The following is an 18,500-nucleotide window of genomic DNA, read 5'->3' as shown; positions in this document are numbered from 1 at the left end:
CTATTTCCTTTATAGATCATTGATGTATTGGATGTCTCGCAGGTCTTGTTGTAGCGTTAAGAAACGTTCGTAGCCTGCTGATGAGTGGCAGTAATGCCGTTTTAGGGCAATGAGTGGTCCGTGAATTTGATCTAAACAGATTTGTCGAAGAACCCGACAGTTGGTGGCGTCGTTAATGGCTTGCAGTAGGTTGTAATACACTCTACGAAGAAACAACTCTTCCAGCAGAGGGTTGGCAAATTCTGAACCTTCCCCATACCAAGACGCTAAATTCAGGCTTGCCTGTATATAGCCAAACACCACTTCATGTTCAAAACCATTTTCTTCAGTATGAAACAAAAAGCGATCTTCCGCCTGATAGAAGGCTTGGTATAAAAAGGTAGACTCTTTCATGATCGACTCAATTGGACTAAATCTTATTGATAACCATTATCATTCCAATTAAGTCAATCTTTCAAGGCTTTTGTCGTTAGTTGACTTGATATTGCTGCACAAACGACATATCTGGTTCTACTCCCAGCCCATGCCCGGTTGGTAAGGTGATAAATCCACCGTTTTGAGCGACCTGATTTTGCACATCTAGAGACTCAACCAGCAAATTTTCCCGGAATAAATTTGGTGTTGTATCGTATTCCAGCATTGGCTGAACGGGATGAGCACCACCCGGTAAATGTGGCATTGAAGCCAGCAGGTGAATATTGGTGGCAACCGCAATCGCGGATCCCCAAACATGGTTCACGACAGGCACGAAATGACTATGCGCCATAGACAGTACTTTCTGGTATTCCGTGATCCCACCCAGTGCACAGGTTTCCGGCTGAAGCAGATCCACGCATTTGTGCTCAACCAAATCGCGAAATCCCCAGCGTGAAAATTCCGCTTCCCCACCGGCAATGCACATATCCAGATGAGTACACAAATCCCGATACCCCTGTTTGTCTTCTGGAGCAACGGGTTCTTCAAACCAACTCACACCTAGCCGTTCAAGCTCTCTGCCCAATGGCAACGCTTCTCGGGTTGTGTACGCGTGATTGGCATCGACCATAATTTCTATGTCATCGCCAACGGAATCTCTTACCACTTCAACCAGCTCAACATCTTGAGACACGCCTAAACCGATTTTCATCTTCATGGATTTGAAGCCTTTTGACGCAATGTCCGCACTTTCTTTGGCAAATCGCTCTTTCAAATCAGGAACGCGTTGCAACATCATCCCATATCCGTAAACAGGGATGGTTTCACGGAATGCGCCACCAAGTAACTGATAAATGGGTTGTTGGTAAAATTTACCTTTGATGTCCCAAAGTGCAATATCTACGCCCGATAACGACTGTAAAGGCATACCTTTCTGCCCATGATCTCGAAGTAAGTTGTATACCTTGTGCCATATCACTTCGTTATCCAGCGGATTCATACCGACGATCATCGGAGCGATCACCTTTTCAACGATAGTCTTATTAGCCAGTGCAACTCCACCACCGCCAAATGCCTCTCCGTATCCCACCAGTCCATTGTCGGTTTTTATCTCAATGATATGGGCAGTGCGTTTGGTGTAATACTGTTGCGAGTAACCCAGTTCTTCTTCAAGGTCATATTGCAGTACGTAACTCTTCACCTGTGTAATTTTCATGGCGACCTCATTAACTTCCTTGTGCACTCAGCTTTTGCCATTGCGAAACAAACGCTTCTACGTTTTGAGAAAACTCGCTGAGTGAAATTCCCGGTCGATATAACCGACTTCCTAAGCCAAACCCCTCTGCCCCGGCTTTCATAAATGGCGCCATCGTTTCAGGTGTGATTCCGCCTACTGGCAGTATTTTGATATTGGGAGGGATCACGGCTTTCCATGCCTTTAACCCCGTAGCTAAGACCTGTTCTGCCGGAAACATTTTGAGTACATAAGCGCCCGCGTTAATGGCTTTGAACGCTTCCGAAGGCGTTGCCACACCGGGAATCGGTATCAGATCTTTGCTGATGGCGTATCGAATTAAGGTTTCATCGGTGTGAGGCATGACAATCAGTTTCCCGCCAACCTCGCTCACCTCATCGATTTGTTGTTTCGACATCACCGTTCCAGCGCCAACCAGACTTTGCTTGCCAAAACGCATCGCCAGTTTTTGTATGCTGTTTAGTGGCTGTGGCGAATTCATCGGCACTTCGATCAAATGAATACCACCTTCAGCTAACACCTCGGCATAACGCTCCACTTCTTCTGGTTTTACCCCCCGAAGAATCGCAACCAAACCACAAACGCTCAGTGTGTCGTTTAATGCCTCTATTTGTTGGCTTGAATCCATGAATGCATCTCCCAAATGCCCTGAGCCGCCGTATTGTTGTACTGCGTTACTAAGGCTTCTGGCTTGAAGTAACGCAGAGCGATTCGATACAAATCGCACAACGACTCCTCACCAATCAAAGAAATTTCTGTTGGAAGACCACCTAATGCCTGCTTGGCTTCTTTCACTTCTGAACCAATCAATAAACCGGAGAGATAAGAAAATCGCAGCTCCCCTTTGACTTCACCAAACAGCACCGCACTACGACAGGAAAACAGCTCAGACATGATGCCTGAACCATTTAGAGCAGCATCCACACCTTGTAAAAAGGTATCGATATCCATGTCATTTTGAATATCTGTACCACCTGCGTTCAAGATTGAATGTTTTTTCAAAAGGGAATACAGCTCACCTGTCATGTACGTTTGGAACTCACTGATCTGAAGGTTTTGGATCAGCACCCATTTGGAATGGGTACCGGGTAGGATGACCCAACCGTCGTAAGTGCGCTCCCAGCTGTTAAGAAAAGGCAGAAGTTGAGTCTCTTCTCCACGCATCAGGTCTATTTGCCTGCCGTGGAAACAGACTCCGGGAATTAGATGGACTAACTGACAGTCTTTAGTAAGAAGAGAATGACCACCCGCATGGATGTCTTCGATACCGCAAGGGGCATCGACATAAGGCACTTCCACCCAGCCAATTTTGCTGGTAACCATGCCCGTCAAATACACATGCAATGCCGGATACGCCATGATCCAGTCGTCTACCGCCGCATAAAAAACTTGCTCAAAAGACAGCGTTTTGCCTTCATTCTTAGGGCGCTGAAGTACACCCCAAGGGAAGCTTTTTTCAGCCATCACATTGCCCTGCTCACTGAGTAAGTAAGCACGTAGCATGGTGGATCCCCAATCCATAGCAATCACACTGGCGGTTTCTTTGGTCATTCTGAATCTTCCTTAATTCAATGCCCGCGTAATTCGTTTCACTGCTAAGTAATCGTGCAGTGCTAAGTGCGAGCAATCGCATCCGATACCCGACTGTTTGATCCCTCCATGGGGCAAGTCGATACCATACTTCACACCATTGATTTGGATTTCGCCAAATCGCAGCTGGTTTGCGCACCGTTCGGCTTTCGCTTGGTCCTGTGTGAACACATACGCCGTTAAGCCTGCTTCGGTGTCATTAGCATGATCCAGTACTTCCGCTTCATTTTCAAACTCATAGAGTGAGACAACCGGTCCAAAGATCTCTTCCTGATAAATTCGCATACTGGTATCGAGGTTTGAAAGCACCGTTGGCATATAGAAATGCCCTTGCTCGACGCCTTCAGGCTTCTGACCGCCATATAAAAGTGCAGCGCCGTTTTGCACAGAATCCTTCACCAGACTATCAACACGATTCCATGCAATTTCGTCAATAAGGGGTCCCATTTCCAAATCACTTTGAATGCCAAAACCCACTTTTACCGCCTTTGCTCGCTCTACCACTTTGTGAGCAAATTCCTTCGCCACACTTTTCTGAACAAACACACGGTTGGGCGTAACACAGATCTGCCCGCAGTTGCCAAATTTCACCGCACAGACAATGTCTGCTGCCAAATCCAGATCAGAATCGGCAAACACTAACACAGGAGCATTGCCGCCTAATTCCATGGAATAACGCTTGATGGATGTGGCACCAGTTTTCATGATGTGCTGCCCGGTGGCAATGGAGCCAATCAAGGTCAGCATGGATGGAATGGTGGACGACGACAAAGCGTCTCCCACTTCGGCATCATCGCCACATACGATATTCACGACACCTTTTGGTAAGCCAATGTCATGGCACAGTTTGCCGACCAGATAGGCTGAAATGGGCGACTTGAGCGAAGGCTTAATCACAATTGGGCAGCCAGACGCCATAGCCGGACCGATTTTGAACGCCAGATTCAGCAGAGGAAAATTCCACGCCAGAAACGCTGCGACTACCCCGACAGGTTCGTGAACGAGTCGATGGGTATGCGTGCCTTCTTTATCGACCAAGGAATCGGTTCTGAAGCGCGATATCTCTTCGGCATAAAACTGTAGGCTATTGACCAGAGATTCATAGTCTTCTTGTGTGCCCGCCCAGTTTTTTCCCATTTCGATCTGAATCGCTTCGCGAAGCTCTGTTTCATTCTCTATCACTGCATCACGCAATATGTTCATCCAAGCTGCACGCTCTGCAATCGTGGTGTTTGACCAGCTTGGGAAAGCCGCCTGCGCCGCCTCTAACGCACGATTCGCATCACTTGCCGAAGCTTTGGCTATCACCCCGGAAACCTGTTCAGTCGCGGGGTTGATCACATCAAACGTGCTGCCTGAATTGACCATCTCGCCACCAATGTACATAGGTAAAGTACTCATTGCGGTCTCCTAAAACGGTTTGTTGTCTGAAGTGAGATCCAACCAGTCCACTTCCGCTTGTGTCAGGGTTAACGACGCCGCATGAAGCGAGTTTTTTACCTGCTCGGGCGTTTCTGCCCCATTGAGGGCAATCACCGGGAATGGCTGGTTCAATACATACGCCAACGCCATCTCGAACATGTTGAGATTCTTATGTAGGGCAAGCTCGGTGGCTCTTTCTTTGCGTTCGAAGTTGTCATCGGAATAAAACACCCGAACCAAATCTTCATCGCTGGTGTCCTGACGATCGCCTTTGGCAAAAAAACCGCGCCCTAATGCTGACCACGCCACCAGTGGAAAGTCATTTTGAGTAAACCACTGTTTGTCCTTTTCTGAAGTGACAACCGTTTCTGGCCAGAAGGGTTCGTTAGCTTTAGCCAGCGAAAAGTGCGGGCTCGAGCTCATCATTTCCGCTTTGCCGTTGGCACGAGCGTAATCTATTGCTTCCTGAATACGTTCAGTGCTCCAGTTAGATGCACCATAAGCACGAATTCGCCCTTTCTTCACCTCTTCGTCCAGCGCATCAACCAGTGGACCAACGGGCTGACTTAAATCATCACGATGGAACATCCAGATATCCAGATAGTCGGTTTTCAACCGTTTAAGTGATCCATCAATCGCACGATGAACGGATTCTGGGTTGACCTTTGCCCCACCCGGGTGAAGCGGCGCACAATAGCCTGTGATCAGCCCTTTGGTCGCCAGCACAATATTTTCTCGTATTTCGGGGCTGGCTTCTAACCAGTCGCCAATCACCATTTCAGAGTAACCGTGCTCTTCCACCGCGCCATACACTTCGGCAGTATCGATGTAGGTGCCACCGTTATCGACGAAAGCATTGAGCAAACTGAAATCTCGCTTTTTGGTGTCTGGATGGAAAATCATCGTCCCCAGACCAATCGCCGAGACGGGCTTACTGATTGACTTTAAAGAGTAAGTTTTCATCGTCATTGTTCCTTATGCTCTTTGTCCATGTTCATTTAGTACTCACGCTTTACCCGTTTTCCTTGAAAGCGCATCAATCGAAACCGCAATCAACAGAATCGCACCGGAGAACATCAATTTGTCGGCGGCACTGGCACCAGAAAGATCCAGCCCGTTACCTAGTGATCCAATCACCAACGCACCTAAAATGGCATTCCATACACTGCCGCGTCCACCGAATAGCGAAGTTCCGCCAATAACGGCTGCACCAATGGCGTCAAGCAGAAGTGGACCTCCGGCAAAAGCATTGAAAGAAACCGACGCATAGCGAGACGCCCCTATAATTCCACCCAGTGCAGCCATCAAACCTGTAATCGCAAATGCTGCAATTTTGATTTGGTTGAGCGAGATCCCTACTCTTCGAGCAGATTCAGGGTTGCCCCCGACTGCAAACAGAGCGCGACCAAAAGGGGTGGAAGTGGTAATCCAGGCAAAAAGCAGCGTCACACCGAATAGAATCAACACCACTAAAGGCACACCTTTGTAGCTGTTCAAAGTCATCACCGCTGCGCCAGCAAGTACAGCAAAGAAGAGCACTTTGCCCGCGATACCAGACACCGAATCCTGTTCAAGCCCCATTTGCTGCCTTAGTCGATATTCCCTTGTTGCCATAAGCACCATGAGAAGAATGCCCACTGCAACCAACACCCAACCCAGCCAGTCAGGTAAACTTGTGGTGGTGATGCCTCGAATGAACGGATCGCGCACATTAATAGCGCCGTGAATGCCCAGAATCTTAAGCATCAGCCCCTGAAAACCGAGCAGACCAGCAAGTGTCACGACAAATGAGGGGATTCCGATGTAGGCAACCAGACTGCCCTGAAACATACTCAGCAATACGCCCGCTCCAATCGCGACAAGGCATGCCAACGGCGCTGGTACACCCATGTTGATGGTAAGCACAGCCAATATTGCTGCGCATACCCCAGCGGTAGCCGCTACGGACAAATCAATATCCCCAAGGAGCAGCAACACCGTAATGCCGACGGCTAATATCCCGACCACGGAACTCTGCATAAATAGGAAGTAGAAGTTTCGCGCACTGAGAAATGCAGGTTCTGTTATGCCGAAATAGGTCCATATCGCAAACAACGCAAATAGAACGGGGACGAAATTGCCAAACCTTGAGTTTCTAATCCTCTCAAACCAATTCACACGTTTTGCTGGCGGGTTGCTCCCACTTTTTGGCTGGCTAACTTTGGCTGAAGCTCTGGTGTTTGAAGGGTTGGTGGATGATGTGGAATTAACTGACATGCTTCACCTCTTCTTCATGACCGCGAGTCATCGCTACGACGATTTCATCTGGGGTGGTTTCTTCGGTGTTGTAGACACCAATGTTCTCACCATGACGCATCACAGTTATCCGGTCACACACTTCAAAGATGTCGGCAAGGTTGTGGGAGATGTACACCACCGCATGATTCGTTTCACGCAGGCGTTTGACCACATCCAAAACTTGTCTGGTCTGAGCCACACCGAGAGCGGCTGTTGGTTCATCCAGCAATACCACGCTGGAATCTGCACCTACAGCGCGAGCAATGGCAATAGCCTGACGCTGACCGCCAGACAAAACCTCAACTTTGGAGCGCACTGACTTAAGCGTTTTAACCTGAAGCTGCCCGACTGCATGTAACGCTTTCTTTTCCATTTCAAGGTGATCAAGCGGGCGAAGCGATCTTGGAAGCCAGTTCAGCCAGCCACTGTTTACAACAGGTTCACTACCCAGAGACAAATTCGCCGCAACATCGAGGTTTTCACACAGTGCCAAATCTTGATAGACGATCTGAATGCCAAGCTGATTCGCACTCTGGGGCGAGTCCACTGTCACCATCTCACCATCTACAAAAAACTGACCTTGATCGGCGATGTAGGCGCCCGCGAGTGTCTTCATCAGTGTAGATTTCCCTGCGCCGTTGTCTCCAACCAGCGCCATGACTTCCCCTCGCTGCACTTCAAAATGCACGTTTTTAAGCGCCTCGACACTACCGAATGATTTTCGGATGCCTTCGACCTTTAAATGAGGGACTGCTGCATGTTGTTCCATTGGCATTCCTCGCCTTATTTGCGTCCTTGAATGGGTGGGCTGCGCCAGAAAAGAAAATCTGGCACAAACCCTAATCACTCAAACTGAGTGCTACTGACAGAAACGTGTTTTCGCCGCTTCGCCCTGACATACATCGGATTTGCTGATCGAAGGATCATTATCGATAACGTATGCCACGCCATTTTCACCGACCACCGAGTAGTGCTCGACCGGAACGAAAGAGACGTCCGCATCCACACCATTTTTCACGGTGCCAGATGTCAGCGAATCAACGCTTTCACCCGCTAATAGCTTGTCGACCACCTGCGCTGTTACGCCGGCCATTTTGTCGAATGGTCGCCACACAGATTGTGTCTGTTGACCAAGCAGAATCAGTTGTAGCGCCTGAACGGTTGCATCTAATCCACTCACAGGAACCTTGCCAGCCATTCCCTGCTCTTCCATAGATGCGATAGCAGCGGCTGCGTTACCGTCGTTTGACGACACCACGCCCTGCACGTTGTTATCCAGTTTGGTGAGCGCCTGATCCATTGAACGACGAGCAATAGCCGGGTCCCAACCCTGAGTCCAGTTTTCGTACCCGAGTTTGCGCTCGCCAGAATCGAATAGTGGTTGCAACACGTTCATTTGCCCTTGGAAGATCACCGCAGCATTCGGGTCAGTTGGAGACCCTTTTAGCATCACCAATGTGTCCCCTTTTTTTGTGTTATCAACGATGTGCTGTGCTTGCGACTCACCGGTTTTTTCCATCGACGCCTGAATCCAGAAACTGGTGTTTTCAGAATGAATCATTCGGTCATAAGCAATAGTGGGTACGCTCGATTCCGCTGCCGAATCGGCAATGATTGCTGCGGACTCACCATCAATTGGAATCACCACAAGCACTTTTGCGCCACGGGTTAATGCCTGTTCAGCCTGACGCTGCTGTGTCGCGGTATCATTGTTGGCATTGAACACTTCCACTTTGGTGTCTGGAGAAATCTGCTTCATTGCCTGCACAAAAAAGTGCGCATCCTGACTTTCCCAACGAGGGTTCACGTTCTCTGGTAGCAGCATGGCGACAAAATCTTCTGCCAGCACAGGTGTGCTGCTCATGGCGAAAGCAGACGCCAGAGTTGCCATCGAAATCATCGCTTTGGTTTTCACGTTCCTAATCATGTTTTACTCCTGCTGTTCATTTCCCTTTGTTACAGCCCAATCGCTCTTGTGAGCGAACCGTTTTAGAACATCACTTAGTGTTTGCTTCTAATCTGTCCTTAAGCCTGTCGCTGGCATCCACCAGCAAATTCAGCATGCGATTCTTCGCTTCTTCCCCATCTCCTTTAGCGATCAGTTCGTAAACTTCTCGATGGAACGGGATGGACGATTCGTTTTCTCTTGGGTCGGTATTGGTCAGCCGAATACTGCTTAGCAGCGCTGAAAAAATGATGCCTTCAAGAGCACCTAAAAACTCGTTGTGAGTGGCACGCAAAATGGAGCGGTGAAATTGAGCATCGGCGAACACAAAATCTTCTGTCGAGCTCGTTTCTTTTTCCATCGCTTCAATGGCGTGCTTGATATTGTTTAAGTCTTCTTCCGTGGCACGTTGTGCCGCCCAGTAAGCCGCCTGAGGTTCAAAGATCACCCTGACTTCCATCAGTTGAGACAAGAACTCATCGGTTGGAGGCGTTGCCTGATACCAAGCCAATACGTCGTCGTCCAGCAATCCCCAGTCATTACGAGCACGAACTTTTGTGCCAATTCCGCGCCGTACTTCCAGCAGACCTTTGCCGACAAGGATCTTAATGGCGTCCCGAACACTAGACCGACTCACCTGATAGCGTTCTGCCAGTGCCCCTTCTTCTTCCAGAAGTTCCCCCGGTTTGTATAAGCCCGACACAATGCGACGACCTATTTCCCTTGCCACCTGACTTGCCAAACTTGGCGTTAAGCCTGCAATTTGTTTTAAGTTGTAGTAAGAAAGCTCATTCATAAGATGACCTTAAACATCTGATGTTTGCGTTAATGGTATTAATGCATTTTGTTAATAAATTGATCGAGAACTTTTTGTTCACTAAACAACCAACTCTTATTGCTGAAACACACGTCTCATTATTGGAGCGCTTTTTATAAGGGAGAGATCACTTATGGATCTTGAATTACGTCTCGGAGGCAGGATAAGAAAAGAAAAAGCGCAGCCGGATAGCTGCGCTTTGGAATTACTGAATAAATGGTTCCTAGTGTTTCTCTAGGAAGCCCGCATTTTGCTTACTATGGTCATAATGAACACCACAAACAGACCTGCGATGAAGCCTGCCATTCCATTGAGCAGTGTAGGCAGGAACCCGTTAATAAATGGAATCGACGGGATCGACATAATCAGCGATTCGATCAAGTGATGAACAACAGGCACTCCATGTACCACAATACCACCGCCGACCAAGAACATCGCCAAAGTACCGACTACCGTCAATGTATGCATAAGCTTGGGCGCAAATGCGACAAGCCCATCTCCAATGGCAGAGAGGAATTCCCCTTTTCTTTGCAGATAGAAACCAAGGTCATCCAGCTTGACGATCCCTGCAACTAAGCCATACACGCCAATCGTCATCAGCAGTGCTATCACACTGACGACCAGAACCTGAGTCATAAACGGGCTTTCCTGAACCGTACCAAGTGCTATCACGATAATTTCTGCTGATAGAATAAAATCCGTTCGAATCGCACCAGAAATCTTCTTTCGCTCGTACTCTTCCAGATTTTCTACATGCTCGGATATGGAGGTAGGTTCTTCCTCATCATTATGTTGAAAGAGCTTCTCTATTACCTTTTCTGCCCCTTCATAACACAGAAACAGACCACCAATGAGCAACAGTGGTGTAATAAGCCAAGGTGCTACAGAGCTGATTGCTAATGCAGCAGGCACCAAGATCAGCTTATTCTTAAAAGACCCTTTTGCGACCGACCAGACAACAGGGATCTCACGCTCAGCTCTTACACCAGATACCTGTTGAGCGTTTAAAGCAAGGTCATCTCCCAGTACCCCTGCAGTTTTCTTTGCTGCTACTTTTGACATTACTGCCACGTCATCCAAAACAGTAGCGATATCATCCAACAACGTTAAAAGACTTAAACCAGCCATAAATTCCTTCAGATAAGAAACGACATCTCATATACCCAAGTGACCTCAAGATGCAGGATTCAGAGCCTCATATTCTGTTTCAGTTCAAGAAAAAGAACGCCGCGGAATGACGAGTCCTTTCCAAGTTCTTTGACGATGAAATGGGACAGAATATGGGCTCCCAAGGGCGAGTTTAACTGGCTTTCATACTGCGTTATCGATTCTTGATTTAGACCCACTAGATCATCAAATCGATGCCTTGCCTGAAAACCAGTTAAGTCTCGCTGAACCTAGTATCTTGAGGCTACTTGGGTATAAAACGTGCGCCGCCCAAATTGGGCAGCAATTACAAATTGTTTATGAGGCATATTGAAACCTCGAGATACAGATTATAACACTTTGTTACATTTCTAAATATCTATTTTTGGCATAACTCATTGCCGATCTATTGTTAAATAACAAGTAGTTACAGAACCCTTACCCATAAGTTTGGTACATTTATCTATATTTCACTTACTTACACGAATGTGATTCCCGCATATGAAACATTTTCTCTCGTTTCTCAATCACGATTCGCTTTACTTTTTTATGGAACGCTATACCATTAGAGCCATTCTAAGATTCAGGATTAAAGTCATGAAGAAAATCTGTGTGTTTGCTCTAACTCTTTTTGTATCTGCTAATGCTCTGGCTGACATCTCGATTCCAAAAAATCGGGTTGTATGTGAAAACAACGCTGCCATGCAAAAGTTCATGAAAAGAAAAGCCGTTAAGAAAACAACCAACCTTCCTGATGATTGCCGCGTTCTAGAACGTAAACGTAGGGTAGAAATAGTGAAGGCGTTCCCAAATAAAGGGTATTTGTTGGTGGAAACTCGGCTTGGGGACAAGCTCTATGTTGATAAGGATGCAATCTCACGCTAAATTGCCGGTTTGTAAGGGAAAATCACCTCGAAAGTTGTGCCTTGGCCTGGTTCACTTTGGCAGTTGATTTTCCCTTCAAGCAAATGAGTGACCAGATTATATACCACCGCTAGCCCTAGACCATTTCTCCCCTTGCCTCTTTGGGTCGTAAAAAACGGGTCAAATATCTTAGGCAAATCTTCCTGCTCAATTCCTTTGCCCTTATCTGAAATTGCTATTCGAATATCCGTCCCGATGATCTGAGTATCAACTTCTATCCGGTGTTTATCGCATTGTTCCTGAGAGTGACAGATAGCATTTTCTATCAGATTGTTGAGTACATCGCACAGCGCCTCTCTGGAAACAAATGCCGAAATCCCCGCCTGCCCTTCTATCGCAATTTCAACGTTATCGGATGACGAGAATCCGTTACTGGTGACAATATCTTCAACCAGCTCCTTCACCATTACCGCGTCTTCACGGGCTTCTTCCTGCTCTATGGCAATCTTTTTAAAACACTGGATGAGTTGAGACGATTTCTCTAGGTTCTCCTCCACCATCTCAAGGCAAGACGCCGCATTCTCAACTAACAGCTCACAACTCTTTTTGGTGAGCTTTCCTTCAGACAACTGATCATTAAAGCTCTTCACCTTTTCACGTAAGTGGGATGAAGATGTAATACAAATACCAATGGGTGTATTTAGTTCGTGCGCAACGCCTTTTACCAGCACACCGAGAGACGCCATTTTTTCTGATTCCACCAGTTTTGCCTGAGTCTCTTCCAGAGCAAAAATGTTGTCTGTTAAATCCTCAAACGAATCTTCAAGTTGCTTGGTTCTTTTCTGTACCTGCTCTTCAAGGTGGAGATTCAGCTCATCGAGCTCTTTAGACGTTTTACCGAGACGATTGATCACCGAAACCAAAACAACAACACCAGCCACCATCATGAAAAGAATGATCACCAACGTTGTATATTCCCGTTGCCGAATGTCTCGCAGTAATGCATTGATGTACTTCTGGTCGTCCTGAACCAGACTTGTCAGAATGTCGGTAACTTCCGTTGTCTTCGGTGACATGTAGTTAATCAGTTCTAAAGCAATAGCATCCGAATTTCTCTTAGCCAGAGCGATGATTTCCATCCGTTCCGGGATCATCTCTTTCACCAGAATCAATAACCATTTCACTTCCTGGTGGTCAGGCATTTGCTGATTCAGGTTATTGATCGACTCTTCCAGCGCTTCACTGGCGAGTATTGAGGCATCAGCACTTTCGCGTATCCGTTCCTCATCATTAACGGCGACTAGCTGTATCAGCTCTGTTTCCAACTGATTTAAAGAAGACGTCGCCATTAAAATGGCCTCAGTTCGCTTCTCAGAAAGTGAAATCGTTTCTTCCGCTTTGATGTTCAGCCGAATCAGGGAACTCGTTGCCCAAATCACTAGCACCACAAGAAGCGCTAAAACAATCATCGACACTCTTAGCATTTTGTCTTTTCTGTTATTTAAAATGCTCATTTTTTCTAATCAGCTCAGAATTACGCACTGTTTTGAGTATAGATAAAATTATCGGTAGTTAAGAGATTGAGCTAAATTTTAACCAATGTGATCTACTTCAAAGACAATTACATTACGTTACCGGTAACATTTTTATCACAACGTTACCGGTAACATTACAACAATAGCCGGGACATATGTGAAACTAAAAAGGGACGTCCTTAATGAAAACACTACCTAAAACGCTCATCTCCACCTTTGTTGTAGCAGCTATGTCTTCAACCGTATTTGCTGCTGATTTCAATCTCAAGATTCAGTCTTCAGACCCATCCGGCGACAAGAACTTTCAAGTTCAGCAGGAATGGGTTGAAAGAGTAGAAAAAATGTCCAATGGCAGAATTGATATTGATCTTTTGCCCGTTGGCGCTGTTGTGAAACATACGGAAACCCTTAACGCCATTAAGATTGGTATTCTGGATGGACATGTAACGGCAACTGGCTATTTTTCGGGTAAGGACCCTGCATTTGGTCTCATTGGAAACATGGTAGGAGCCTGGTCCGATACTACTCAGCTTTTGCAATACATGAACTATGGTGGTGGCAATGAGCTTATGACTGAGTTGTACGCCCCTTATGGTGTTCAATTTGTGGGTGCATCTACTACAGGCGTAGAGTCGTTTGTATCAAAAGTGCCGCTAAATGGAGTGGCGGATCTGAAAGGCCTTAAACTTCGTGCACCTGAAGGATTGGTGCAACAAGTATTCGCAGCTGCCGGGGCAACACCTGTTAATTTACCGGGGTCTGAAGTCTTTACTGGTTTGAGTAAAGGCGTTATTGATGCAGCAGATTACACCGTATTTTCCACTAACCAGAAAGCAGGGATGAATGATGTAGCTACTCATCCTGTGCAGCCAGGCTTCCACTCTTTGCCACTTATCGATATTTCCGTTAGCCAGAAAGTTTGGAAGAAGATGCCAGAAGATCTGCAAACTATTTTGAAAACATCGGTTCGAGATTTTTCTTATGATATGACGACTCAATTGAAGATTGCTGATCAGGCAGCGGTCAAAGAAGCATCTGCCAACCCAAAAATCACCATTCACGATTGGTCAGCAGAAGAGCGTAAGAAATTCCGTGAGATAGCGAAGAGCCAGTGGGAGGTATTTGCCAAACGATCTCCTAACGCACAAAAAGTATATGACTCAGTCACCACGTTCTTGGAAAACAACGGTCTGCTGTAATCACATTGGGCAAGCAGACCTTGGTGCTGCTTGCTTTTTTGAAACGTTTTTAAACGTGGAATTTTTGCTGTATGAAATCGCCCGAAAACGAATACACCACCGACGATGCACCCAAAAATGCACTTGATCGCTGGATTATAAAAATCGGTAACCTGCTAAGCCTTTTGTTTATTTTTACCGTAGCCATTTCTTTCTATGAAGTATTGATGCGCTACGTTTTCAATTCACCAACCACATGGGTTCATGAAACCGCTTCCTTTTTAGGTGGTTCACTCTTTGTTATTGGTGGATTATATGCATTCGCGATGAACCGACATGTCCGTGTGGTTTTGATCTACGACCACGTTTCACCTAGAACTCGCCAATACCTCAATATTGTTCACCACATTGTGGGGTTATGTTTCGCAGGAATGATGGCTTACGCCGCTTATATTATGGCTTCTGAAGCCTGGTTTGCACCTTGGGGAGAGTTTAGGCTCGAAACTTCTGGATCCTCTCTGAATCCTCCTTACCCCGCGTTACTGAAAGGTATTATTTTTGTCGCTCTGTGCGTACTAACGCTGCAGTTTGTTTTGCACTTGATCGCTGAAATCATCGGTTTAAGGAAGCGTGATCATGTTTGAATTGTCTTCGATTGGAATTGGCTGGGGCAGTCTGTTGATGCTCGCCATCATGATTGCCCTGCTTCTAACTGGTATGCAGCTTGCGTTTGTTACTGGTTTTGTCGCCCTATTTTTTACCTTGGGATGGTTTGGTATAGATGCCCTCCCCTTAGTAACTAGCCGAATGTATGGGTTTGTCGACGGTTATATTTTCTTAGCTGTACCAATGTTTGTTTTGATGGCAGCGCTGCTAGACCGTTCAGGTATAGCTAAAGATCTCTTCGATGCCATGAAGTCAGTGGGGCGAAAAGTGCGAGGAGGTGTTGCAGTTCAAACTCTTTTTGTTGCGGTACTGCTTGCTTCAATGTCAGGTGTAATTGGCGGTGAAACCGTACTCTTGGGTATTTTGGCTTTGCCGCAAATGCTTCGCTTGGGTTATGACAGAAAACTCGCTATCGGCACTACTTGTGCTGGTGGGGCATTAGGCACAATGCTTCCTCCAAGCATCGTTTTGATCATCTATGGTTTGACGGCAAGCGTGTCTATTGGTGACCTGTTCAAAGCATCATTCGCACCCGCTTTCATGCTGGCTTCTTTCTACATTATTTATGTATTGGTGCGATGTAAGCTCAACCCTAGTCTTGCACCGTTGCCAAGTGCTGAAGAATTAGAGCAAGATCATGCCGATACGCCAAATTATTTTAAAGCTCTATTCTTCCCTCTTCTTTCAGTTGCTACCGTTCTTGGAAGCATCTATACCGGCGTAGCTTCCGTTACTGAAGCTTCGGCCCTTGGTGTCGTCGGTATTATGATCAGCGCCATTGTCCGAAAAGAGATGTCCATAACCATGTTAAAGGAAAGTGCGATCGCGACAATGCGCACCTGCGGTATGATAATGTGGATCGGAATAGGCGCATCTGCTTTGGTTGGAGTGTACAACCTAATGGGGGGAATCGACTTCGTCGAGGAAACCATTCTGTCACTCAGTGGGGGTAACCCAACTGTAACTTTGCTGATTATGATGGTCATCCTCCTAGTATTGGGCATGTTCTTAGATTGGGTAGGCGTTGCTTTGCTCACCATGCCAATCTTCGTACCAATCATTAACAGCTTGGGTTACGATCCAATTTGGTTTGGTGTAGTTTTCTGCCTTAATATGCAGGTTTCATTCTTGTCCCCACCATTCGGACCCGCAGCATTTTACTTGAAGTCAGTAGCACCAAAGGACATCAGTCTCGGAGAAATTTTCACTTCTCTTCTCCCATTCATTGGACTACAGATTCTGGCTCTAATTCTGGTTATCGCCTTTCCACAACTGGCCCTTTGGTGGCAATAGATTTAAGAATAATATCAACGCCAGATGTCGATCTGGCGTTAAGGAAACATGTTGAATGAATACCAAAAAAATACTGGTTATGGGTGTATCGGGATGTGGTAAAAGCCTAATTGGAAAAAGGCTTGCAGAAACGCTTAACCTCAAATTTTTCGACGGTGACGACTACCACAGCGCAGCCAACATTGAAAAAATGCAGCAAGGCATTCCACTATCCGATGAAGATCGATTCGGCTGGCTGCATTCGTTGAACAAATTATTTGTTTCTCACGACAACGCCGTCATTGCCTGCTCGGCTTTAAAGCCAGATTACAGAGACATTCTTCGGACCAACAACGAAGATGTCACCATTGTTTACTTACAAGGCAGTTTTAACACTATCTGGTCACGTCACAAGAGCAGATCAAACCATTATTTCAATGGCAGGCAGATGTTGGAAAGTCAATTTTCTACTTTAGTTGAACCCAAGCCAGGCGAAGCCATTGTTATTGATGTATCTGTGAGCGCTGATGAGGTTCTGGAATCGGCGCTGGCACAAATAAAAAAAATCCGTGGAGAGATGCAATGACCCAACAAGATTCAAGTATCTGTATGGTTGGATTGGGCGTAATGGGTAAAAGCCTGACGCTTAACCTGATAGATAATGGATACTCCGTAGTAGGATTTGATCGAAATGCAGAGAATATCGCTAAAACGCACCGTGAGGCTCGCACTTTAGATAACCTAACGGGCTTCGTCCCCGCTCATAGCTTTGAAGCACTGGTTGCTCAAAGCAAAAGCCCGAGAATCGTCTTTCTATCAGTTCCAGCTGGTCACATCGTAGATGATGTTGTCCAAGCTCTTATTCAGGCTGGATTAACGAATGAAGATATTGTCATTGATACGGGCAACAGCCTGTGGACTGACTCCTGCTCTCGTGAAGTTCGTTATAGCGGAAAAGTTAAGTTTTTTACTACTGCTGTTTCCGGAGGCGAGCAAGGTGCGAGATTTGGACCTTCGTTAATGCCAAGCGGTGACAAACAAGTTTGGGAGTTTGTGCGTCCAATTTTGCAGTTAATTTCAGCAAAATATAGTGACAGCGTCACACTTAATGTCAACTCCAACGTTTCTCCTTGCTGTGAACACATTGGACCTGTTGGGTCGGGTCATTATGTAAAGATGGTTCACAACGGAATTGAATACGCCGACATGCAACTTATCTGTGAAGCCTACCAGTTGATGAAGGACGGTATGGGGCTCACAACAAACGAAATCGCTGACACATTTGAACAGTGGTCACACACCACCCTATCGAGCTATTTGCTTGAAATCAGCGCAGACATCCTTCGTCAGAATGACCCCAAAAGTGGCCAGCCATTTGTTGATATGGTACTGGACACCGCTCAACAAAAAGGCACCGGGTTATGGACAGCAGTCAACAGTTTAGAGCTCGGGTGCCCTGCACCTAGTCTATCGGAAGCCGTGTTCGCTCGAGCAATCAGTGCAAGAAAACCTCTTAGGGCTTCATTCCAAAAAAACTACCTTAAACAGAAACTGAAAAGTCCCGAGCGATCTCTTACTGCTCAAACTCTAGGTGATGCTCTGTTGTGTGCCAAAATTGCTATTTACGCTCAGGGGTTTGACCTGATTAGAACTGCCGCATTAGAACAAAACTGGGATTTAAATTTCGCTGGTATTGCCAATATCTGGCGAGCAGGCTGTATTATCAGAGCAGAGATCCTAAGGTTAATCTCAAATGCCTATAACCAAGACCCAGTCCTTGAAAACCTTATGCTAGCCTCGGATATTAAGAAGCTTATCGAAGCAAGGGAAGTCAGATGGAGAAAAACCATCGGGTTTGCTATCGAAAGCGCAATTCCCACCCCTGTTTTAACTTCTTCTCTGAATTATTTCGACAGTATGTGTTGTAGCGCTCTGCCCGCAAATCTATTGCAGGCTCAGCGAGATTATTTTGGTGCTCATGGATACCAGAGAGTGGATGAAACTGAATCCAAAACCTTTCATTTGACTTGGGAGTTAGAAAATCGGCAAGAAGTAGAGATACCCTAATCTTTCGAATCTAAAAATCACTTGGATGTATCAATGGTCATCTCAGAATAGA

General features: G+C 46.3%; 18 protein-coding genes. 6 read left to right on the top strand and 12 right to left on the bottom strand.

Features of this window, described 5'->3' with window-relative positions; all coding sequences use genetic code 11:
- Positions 1-9 precede the first annotated feature (9 nt).
- From INR79_RS23665 to INR79_RS23615, 11 genes are all read right to left on the bottom strand, one after another.
- Positions 10-393 carry a hypothetical protein gene (locus INR79_RS23665; RefSeq protein WP_004401213.1) on the bottom strand — a complete coding sequence of 128 codons (384 nt, stop codon included), beginning with the start codon at positions 391-393 and terminating at the stop codon, positions 10-12.
- Positions 394-469: 76 nt separating this feature from the next.
- Positions 470-1,630, bottom strand: a complete 1,161-nt coding sequence (locus INR79_RS23660; protein ID WP_223097195.1) for a mandelate racemase/muconate lactonizing enzyme family protein — start codon at positions 1,628-1,630, stop codon at positions 470-472.
- A 10-nt stretch (positions 1,631-1,640) separates the two neighbouring features.
- Complete coding sequence (locus tag INR79_RS23655) at positions 1,641-2,297, bottom strand: 2-dehydro-3-deoxy-6-phosphogalactonate aldolase (protein ID WP_223097193.1); 657 nt, start codon at positions 2,295-2,297, stop codon at positions 1,641-1,643.
- The gene (locus INR79_RS23650) at positions 2,276-3,220 is read right to left on the bottom strand and encodes a 2-dehydro-3-deoxygalactonokinase (protein ID WP_223097191.1); all 945 of its coding nucleotides are present in this window, start codon (positions 3,218-3,220) and stop codon (positions 2,276-2,278) included. The genes INR79_RS23655 and INR79_RS23650 overlap by 22 nt, the downstream gene beginning before the upstream one ends.
- 12 nt (positions 3,221-3,232) lie before the next feature.
- Complete coding sequence (locus INR79_RS23645; RefSeq protein WP_223097189.1) at positions 3,233-4,660, bottom strand: NAD-dependent succinate-semialdehyde dehydrogenase; 1,428 nt, start codon at positions 4,658-4,660, stop codon at positions 3,233-3,235.
- A gap of 9 nt (positions 4,661-4,669) precedes the next feature.
- Complete coding sequence (locus tag INR79_RS23640) at positions 4,670-5,644, bottom strand: aldo/keto reductase (protein ID WP_223097187.1); 975 nt, start codon at positions 5,642-5,644, stop codon at positions 4,670-4,672.
- A gap of 42 nt (positions 5,645-5,686) precedes the next feature.
- Positions 5,687-6,937: a sugar ABC transporter permease gene (locus INR79_RS23635; RefSeq protein WP_223097185.1), complete on the bottom strand. Its 1,251-nt coding sequence runs from the start codon at positions 6,935-6,937 to the stop codon at positions 5,687-5,689.
- Positions 6,927-7,727, bottom strand: a complete 801-nt coding sequence (locus INR79_RS23630) for an ATP-binding cassette domain-containing protein (RefSeq protein ID WP_223097183.1) — start codon at positions 7,725-7,727, stop codon at positions 6,927-6,929. The genes INR79_RS23635 and INR79_RS23630 overlap by 11 nt, the downstream gene beginning before the upstream one ends.
- A 90-nt stretch (positions 7,728-7,817) precedes the next feature.
- Positions 7,818-8,885 carry a sugar ABC transporter substrate-binding protein gene (locus tag INR79_RS23625; protein ID WP_004401400.1) on the bottom strand — a complete coding sequence of 356 codons (1,068 nt, stop codon included), beginning with the start codon at positions 8,883-8,885 and terminating at the stop codon, positions 7,818-7,820.
- A gap of 70 nt (positions 8,886-8,955) precedes the next feature.
- Positions 8,956-9,699 (bottom strand): FadR/GntR family transcriptional regulator, encoded by a 744-nt coding sequence (locus INR79_RS23620; protein ID WP_004401398.1) that lies wholly within the window; start codon positions 9,697-9,699, stop codon positions 8,956-8,958.
- A gap of 255 nt (positions 9,700-9,954) precedes the next feature.
- Positions 9,955-10,848, bottom strand: a complete 894-nt coding sequence (locus tag INR79_RS23615) for a DUF808 domain-containing protein (protein ID WP_004401396.1) — start codon at positions 10,846-10,848, stop codon at positions 9,955-9,957.
- A gap of 615 nt (positions 10,849-11,463) precedes the next feature.
- Between INR79_RS23615 and INR79_RS23610 the strand changes: the two genes are divergently transcribed.
- Positions 11,464-11,751: a hypothetical protein gene (locus INR79_RS23610; protein ID WP_223097179.1), complete on the top strand. Its 288-nt coding sequence runs from the start codon at positions 11,464-11,466 to the stop codon at positions 11,749-11,751.
- Here the strand turns inward: INR79_RS23610 and INR79_RS23605 are convergent.
- A complete protein-coding gene (locus INR79_RS23605; RefSeq protein WP_223097177.1) occupies positions 11,748-13,244 on the bottom strand; it encodes a sensor histidine kinase in 1,497 nt (498 codons plus the stop codon). The two genes, INR79_RS23610 and INR79_RS23605, sit on opposite strands and share 4 nt — an antisense overlap.
- Positions 13,245-13,447: 203 nt before the next feature.
- Here INR79_RS23605 and INR79_RS23600 point away from each other — a divergent pair, with 203 nt between their 5' ends.
- The 5 genes from INR79_RS23600 to gndA all read left to right on the top strand — a co-directional run bounded on the left by INR79_RS23600 (position 13,448) and on the right by gndA (position 18,448).
- Positions 13,448-14,464 carry a TRAP transporter substrate-binding protein gene (locus INR79_RS23600; RefSeq protein ID WP_022561315.1) on the top strand — a complete coding sequence of 339 codons (1,017 nt, stop codon included), beginning with the start codon at positions 13,448-13,450 and terminating at the stop codon, positions 14,462-14,464.
- 71 nt (positions 14,465-14,535) lie between these two features.
- Entirely contained in the window at positions 14,536-15,087 is a 552-nt protein-coding gene (locus INR79_RS23595; protein WP_223097175.1) for a TRAP transporter small permease subunit, read from the top strand.
- A complete protein-coding gene (locus INR79_RS23590) occupies positions 15,080-16,402 on the top strand; it encodes a TRAP transporter large permease subunit (protein WP_223097174.1) in 1,323 nt (440 codons plus the stop codon). Before INR79_RS23595 ends, INR79_RS23590 begins: the two co-directional genes overlap by 8 nt.
- Before the next feature lie 55 nt (positions 16,403-16,457).
- Complete coding sequence (locus INR79_RS23585; RefSeq protein ID WP_022599268.1) at positions 16,458-16,967, top strand: gluconokinase; 510 nt, start codon at positions 16,458-16,460, stop codon at positions 16,965-16,967.
- Positions 16,964-18,448 (top strand): NADP-dependent phosphogluconate dehydrogenase, encoded by a 1,485-nt coding sequence (gene gndA, locus INR79_RS23580; RefSeq protein WP_223097172.1) that lies wholly within the window; start codon positions 16,964-16,966, stop codon positions 18,446-18,448. The genes INR79_RS23585 and gndA overlap by 4 nt, the downstream gene beginning before the upstream one ends.
- Positions 18,449-18,500 lie beyond the last annotated feature (52 nt).

This window comes from Vibrio sp. SCSIO 43132 (genome assembly GCF_019904195.1).
In the GTDB taxonomy this organism is placed as follows: Bacteria; Pseudomonadota; Gammaproteobacteria; order Enterobacterales; family Vibrionaceae; genus Vibrio; species Vibrio nigripulchritudo.
The sequence above is the reverse complement of the archived record's forward strand: the minus strand, read 5'-3'. Positions and strand labels throughout refer to the sequence as shown.

Bases quoted from the DNA above. Each gene is read 5' to 3' on its own strand.
- INR79_RS23635 (WP_223097185.1), bottom strand. From the start codon at position 6,937: ATGTCAGTTAATTCCACATCATCCACCAACCCTTCAAACACCAGAGCT.
- INR79_RS23665 (WP_004401213.1), bottom strand. From the start codon at position 393: ATGAAAGAGTCTACCTTTTTATACCAAGCCTTCTATCAGGCGGAAGAT.
- INR79_RS23640 (WP_223097187.1), bottom strand. From the start codon at position 5,644: ATGAAAACTTACTCTTTAAAGTCAATCAGTAAGCCCGTCTCGGCGATT.
- INR79_RS23585 (WP_022599268.1), top strand. From the start codon at position 16,458: ATGAATACCAAAAAAATACTGGTTATGGGTGTATCGGGATGTGGTAAA.
- INR79_RS23630 (WP_223097183.1), bottom strand. From the start codon at position 7,727: ATGGAACAACATGCAGCAGTCCCTCATTTAAAGGTCGAAGGCATCCGA.
- INR79_RS23610 (WP_223097179.1), top strand. From the start codon at position 11,464: ATGAAGAAAATCTGTGTGTTTGCTCTAACTCTTTTTGTATCTGCTAAT.
- INR79_RS23620 (WP_004401398.1), bottom strand. From the start codon at position 9,699: ATGAATGAGCTTTCTTACTACAACTTAAAACAAATTGCAGGCTTAACG.
- INR79_RS23615 (WP_004401396.1), bottom strand. From the start codon at position 10,848: ATGGCTGGTTTAAGTCTTTTAACGTTGTTGGATGATATCGCTACTGTT.
- gndA (WP_223097172.1), top strand. From the start codon at position 16,964: ATGACCCAACAAGATTCAAGTATCTGTATGGTTGGATTGGGCGTAATG.
- INR79_RS23650 (WP_223097191.1), bottom strand. From the start codon at position 3,220: ATGACCAAAGAAACCGCCAGTGTGATTGCTATGGATTGGGGATCCACC.
- INR79_RS23590 (WP_223097174.1), top strand. From the start codon at position 15,080: ATGTTTGAATTGTCTTCGATTGGAATTGGCTGGGGCAGTCTGTTGATG.
- INR79_RS23645 (WP_223097189.1), bottom strand. From the start codon at position 4,660: ATGAGTACTTTACCTATGTACATTGGTGGCGAGATGGTCAATTCAGGC.
- INR79_RS23660 (WP_223097195.1), bottom strand. From the start codon at position 1,630: ATGAAAATTACACAGGTGAAGAGTTACGTACTGCAATATGACCTTGAA.
- INR79_RS23595 (WP_223097175.1), top strand. From the start codon at position 14,536: ATGAAATCGCCCGAAAACGAATACACCACCGACGATGCACCCAAAAAT.
- INR79_RS23600 (WP_022561315.1), top strand. From the start codon at position 13,448: ATGAAAACACTACCTAAAACGCTCATCTCCACCTTTGTTGTAGCAGCT.
- INR79_RS23625 (WP_004401400.1), bottom strand. From the start codon at position 8,885: ATGATTAGGAACGTGAAAACCAAAGCGATGATTTCGATGGCAACTCTG.
- INR79_RS23605 (WP_223097177.1), bottom strand. From the start codon at position 13,244: ATGAGCATTTTAAATAACAGAAAAGACAAAATGCTAAGAGTGTCGATG.
- INR79_RS23655 (WP_223097193.1), bottom strand. From the start codon at position 2,297: ATGGATTCAAGCCAACAAATAGAGGCATTAAACGACACACTGAGCGTT.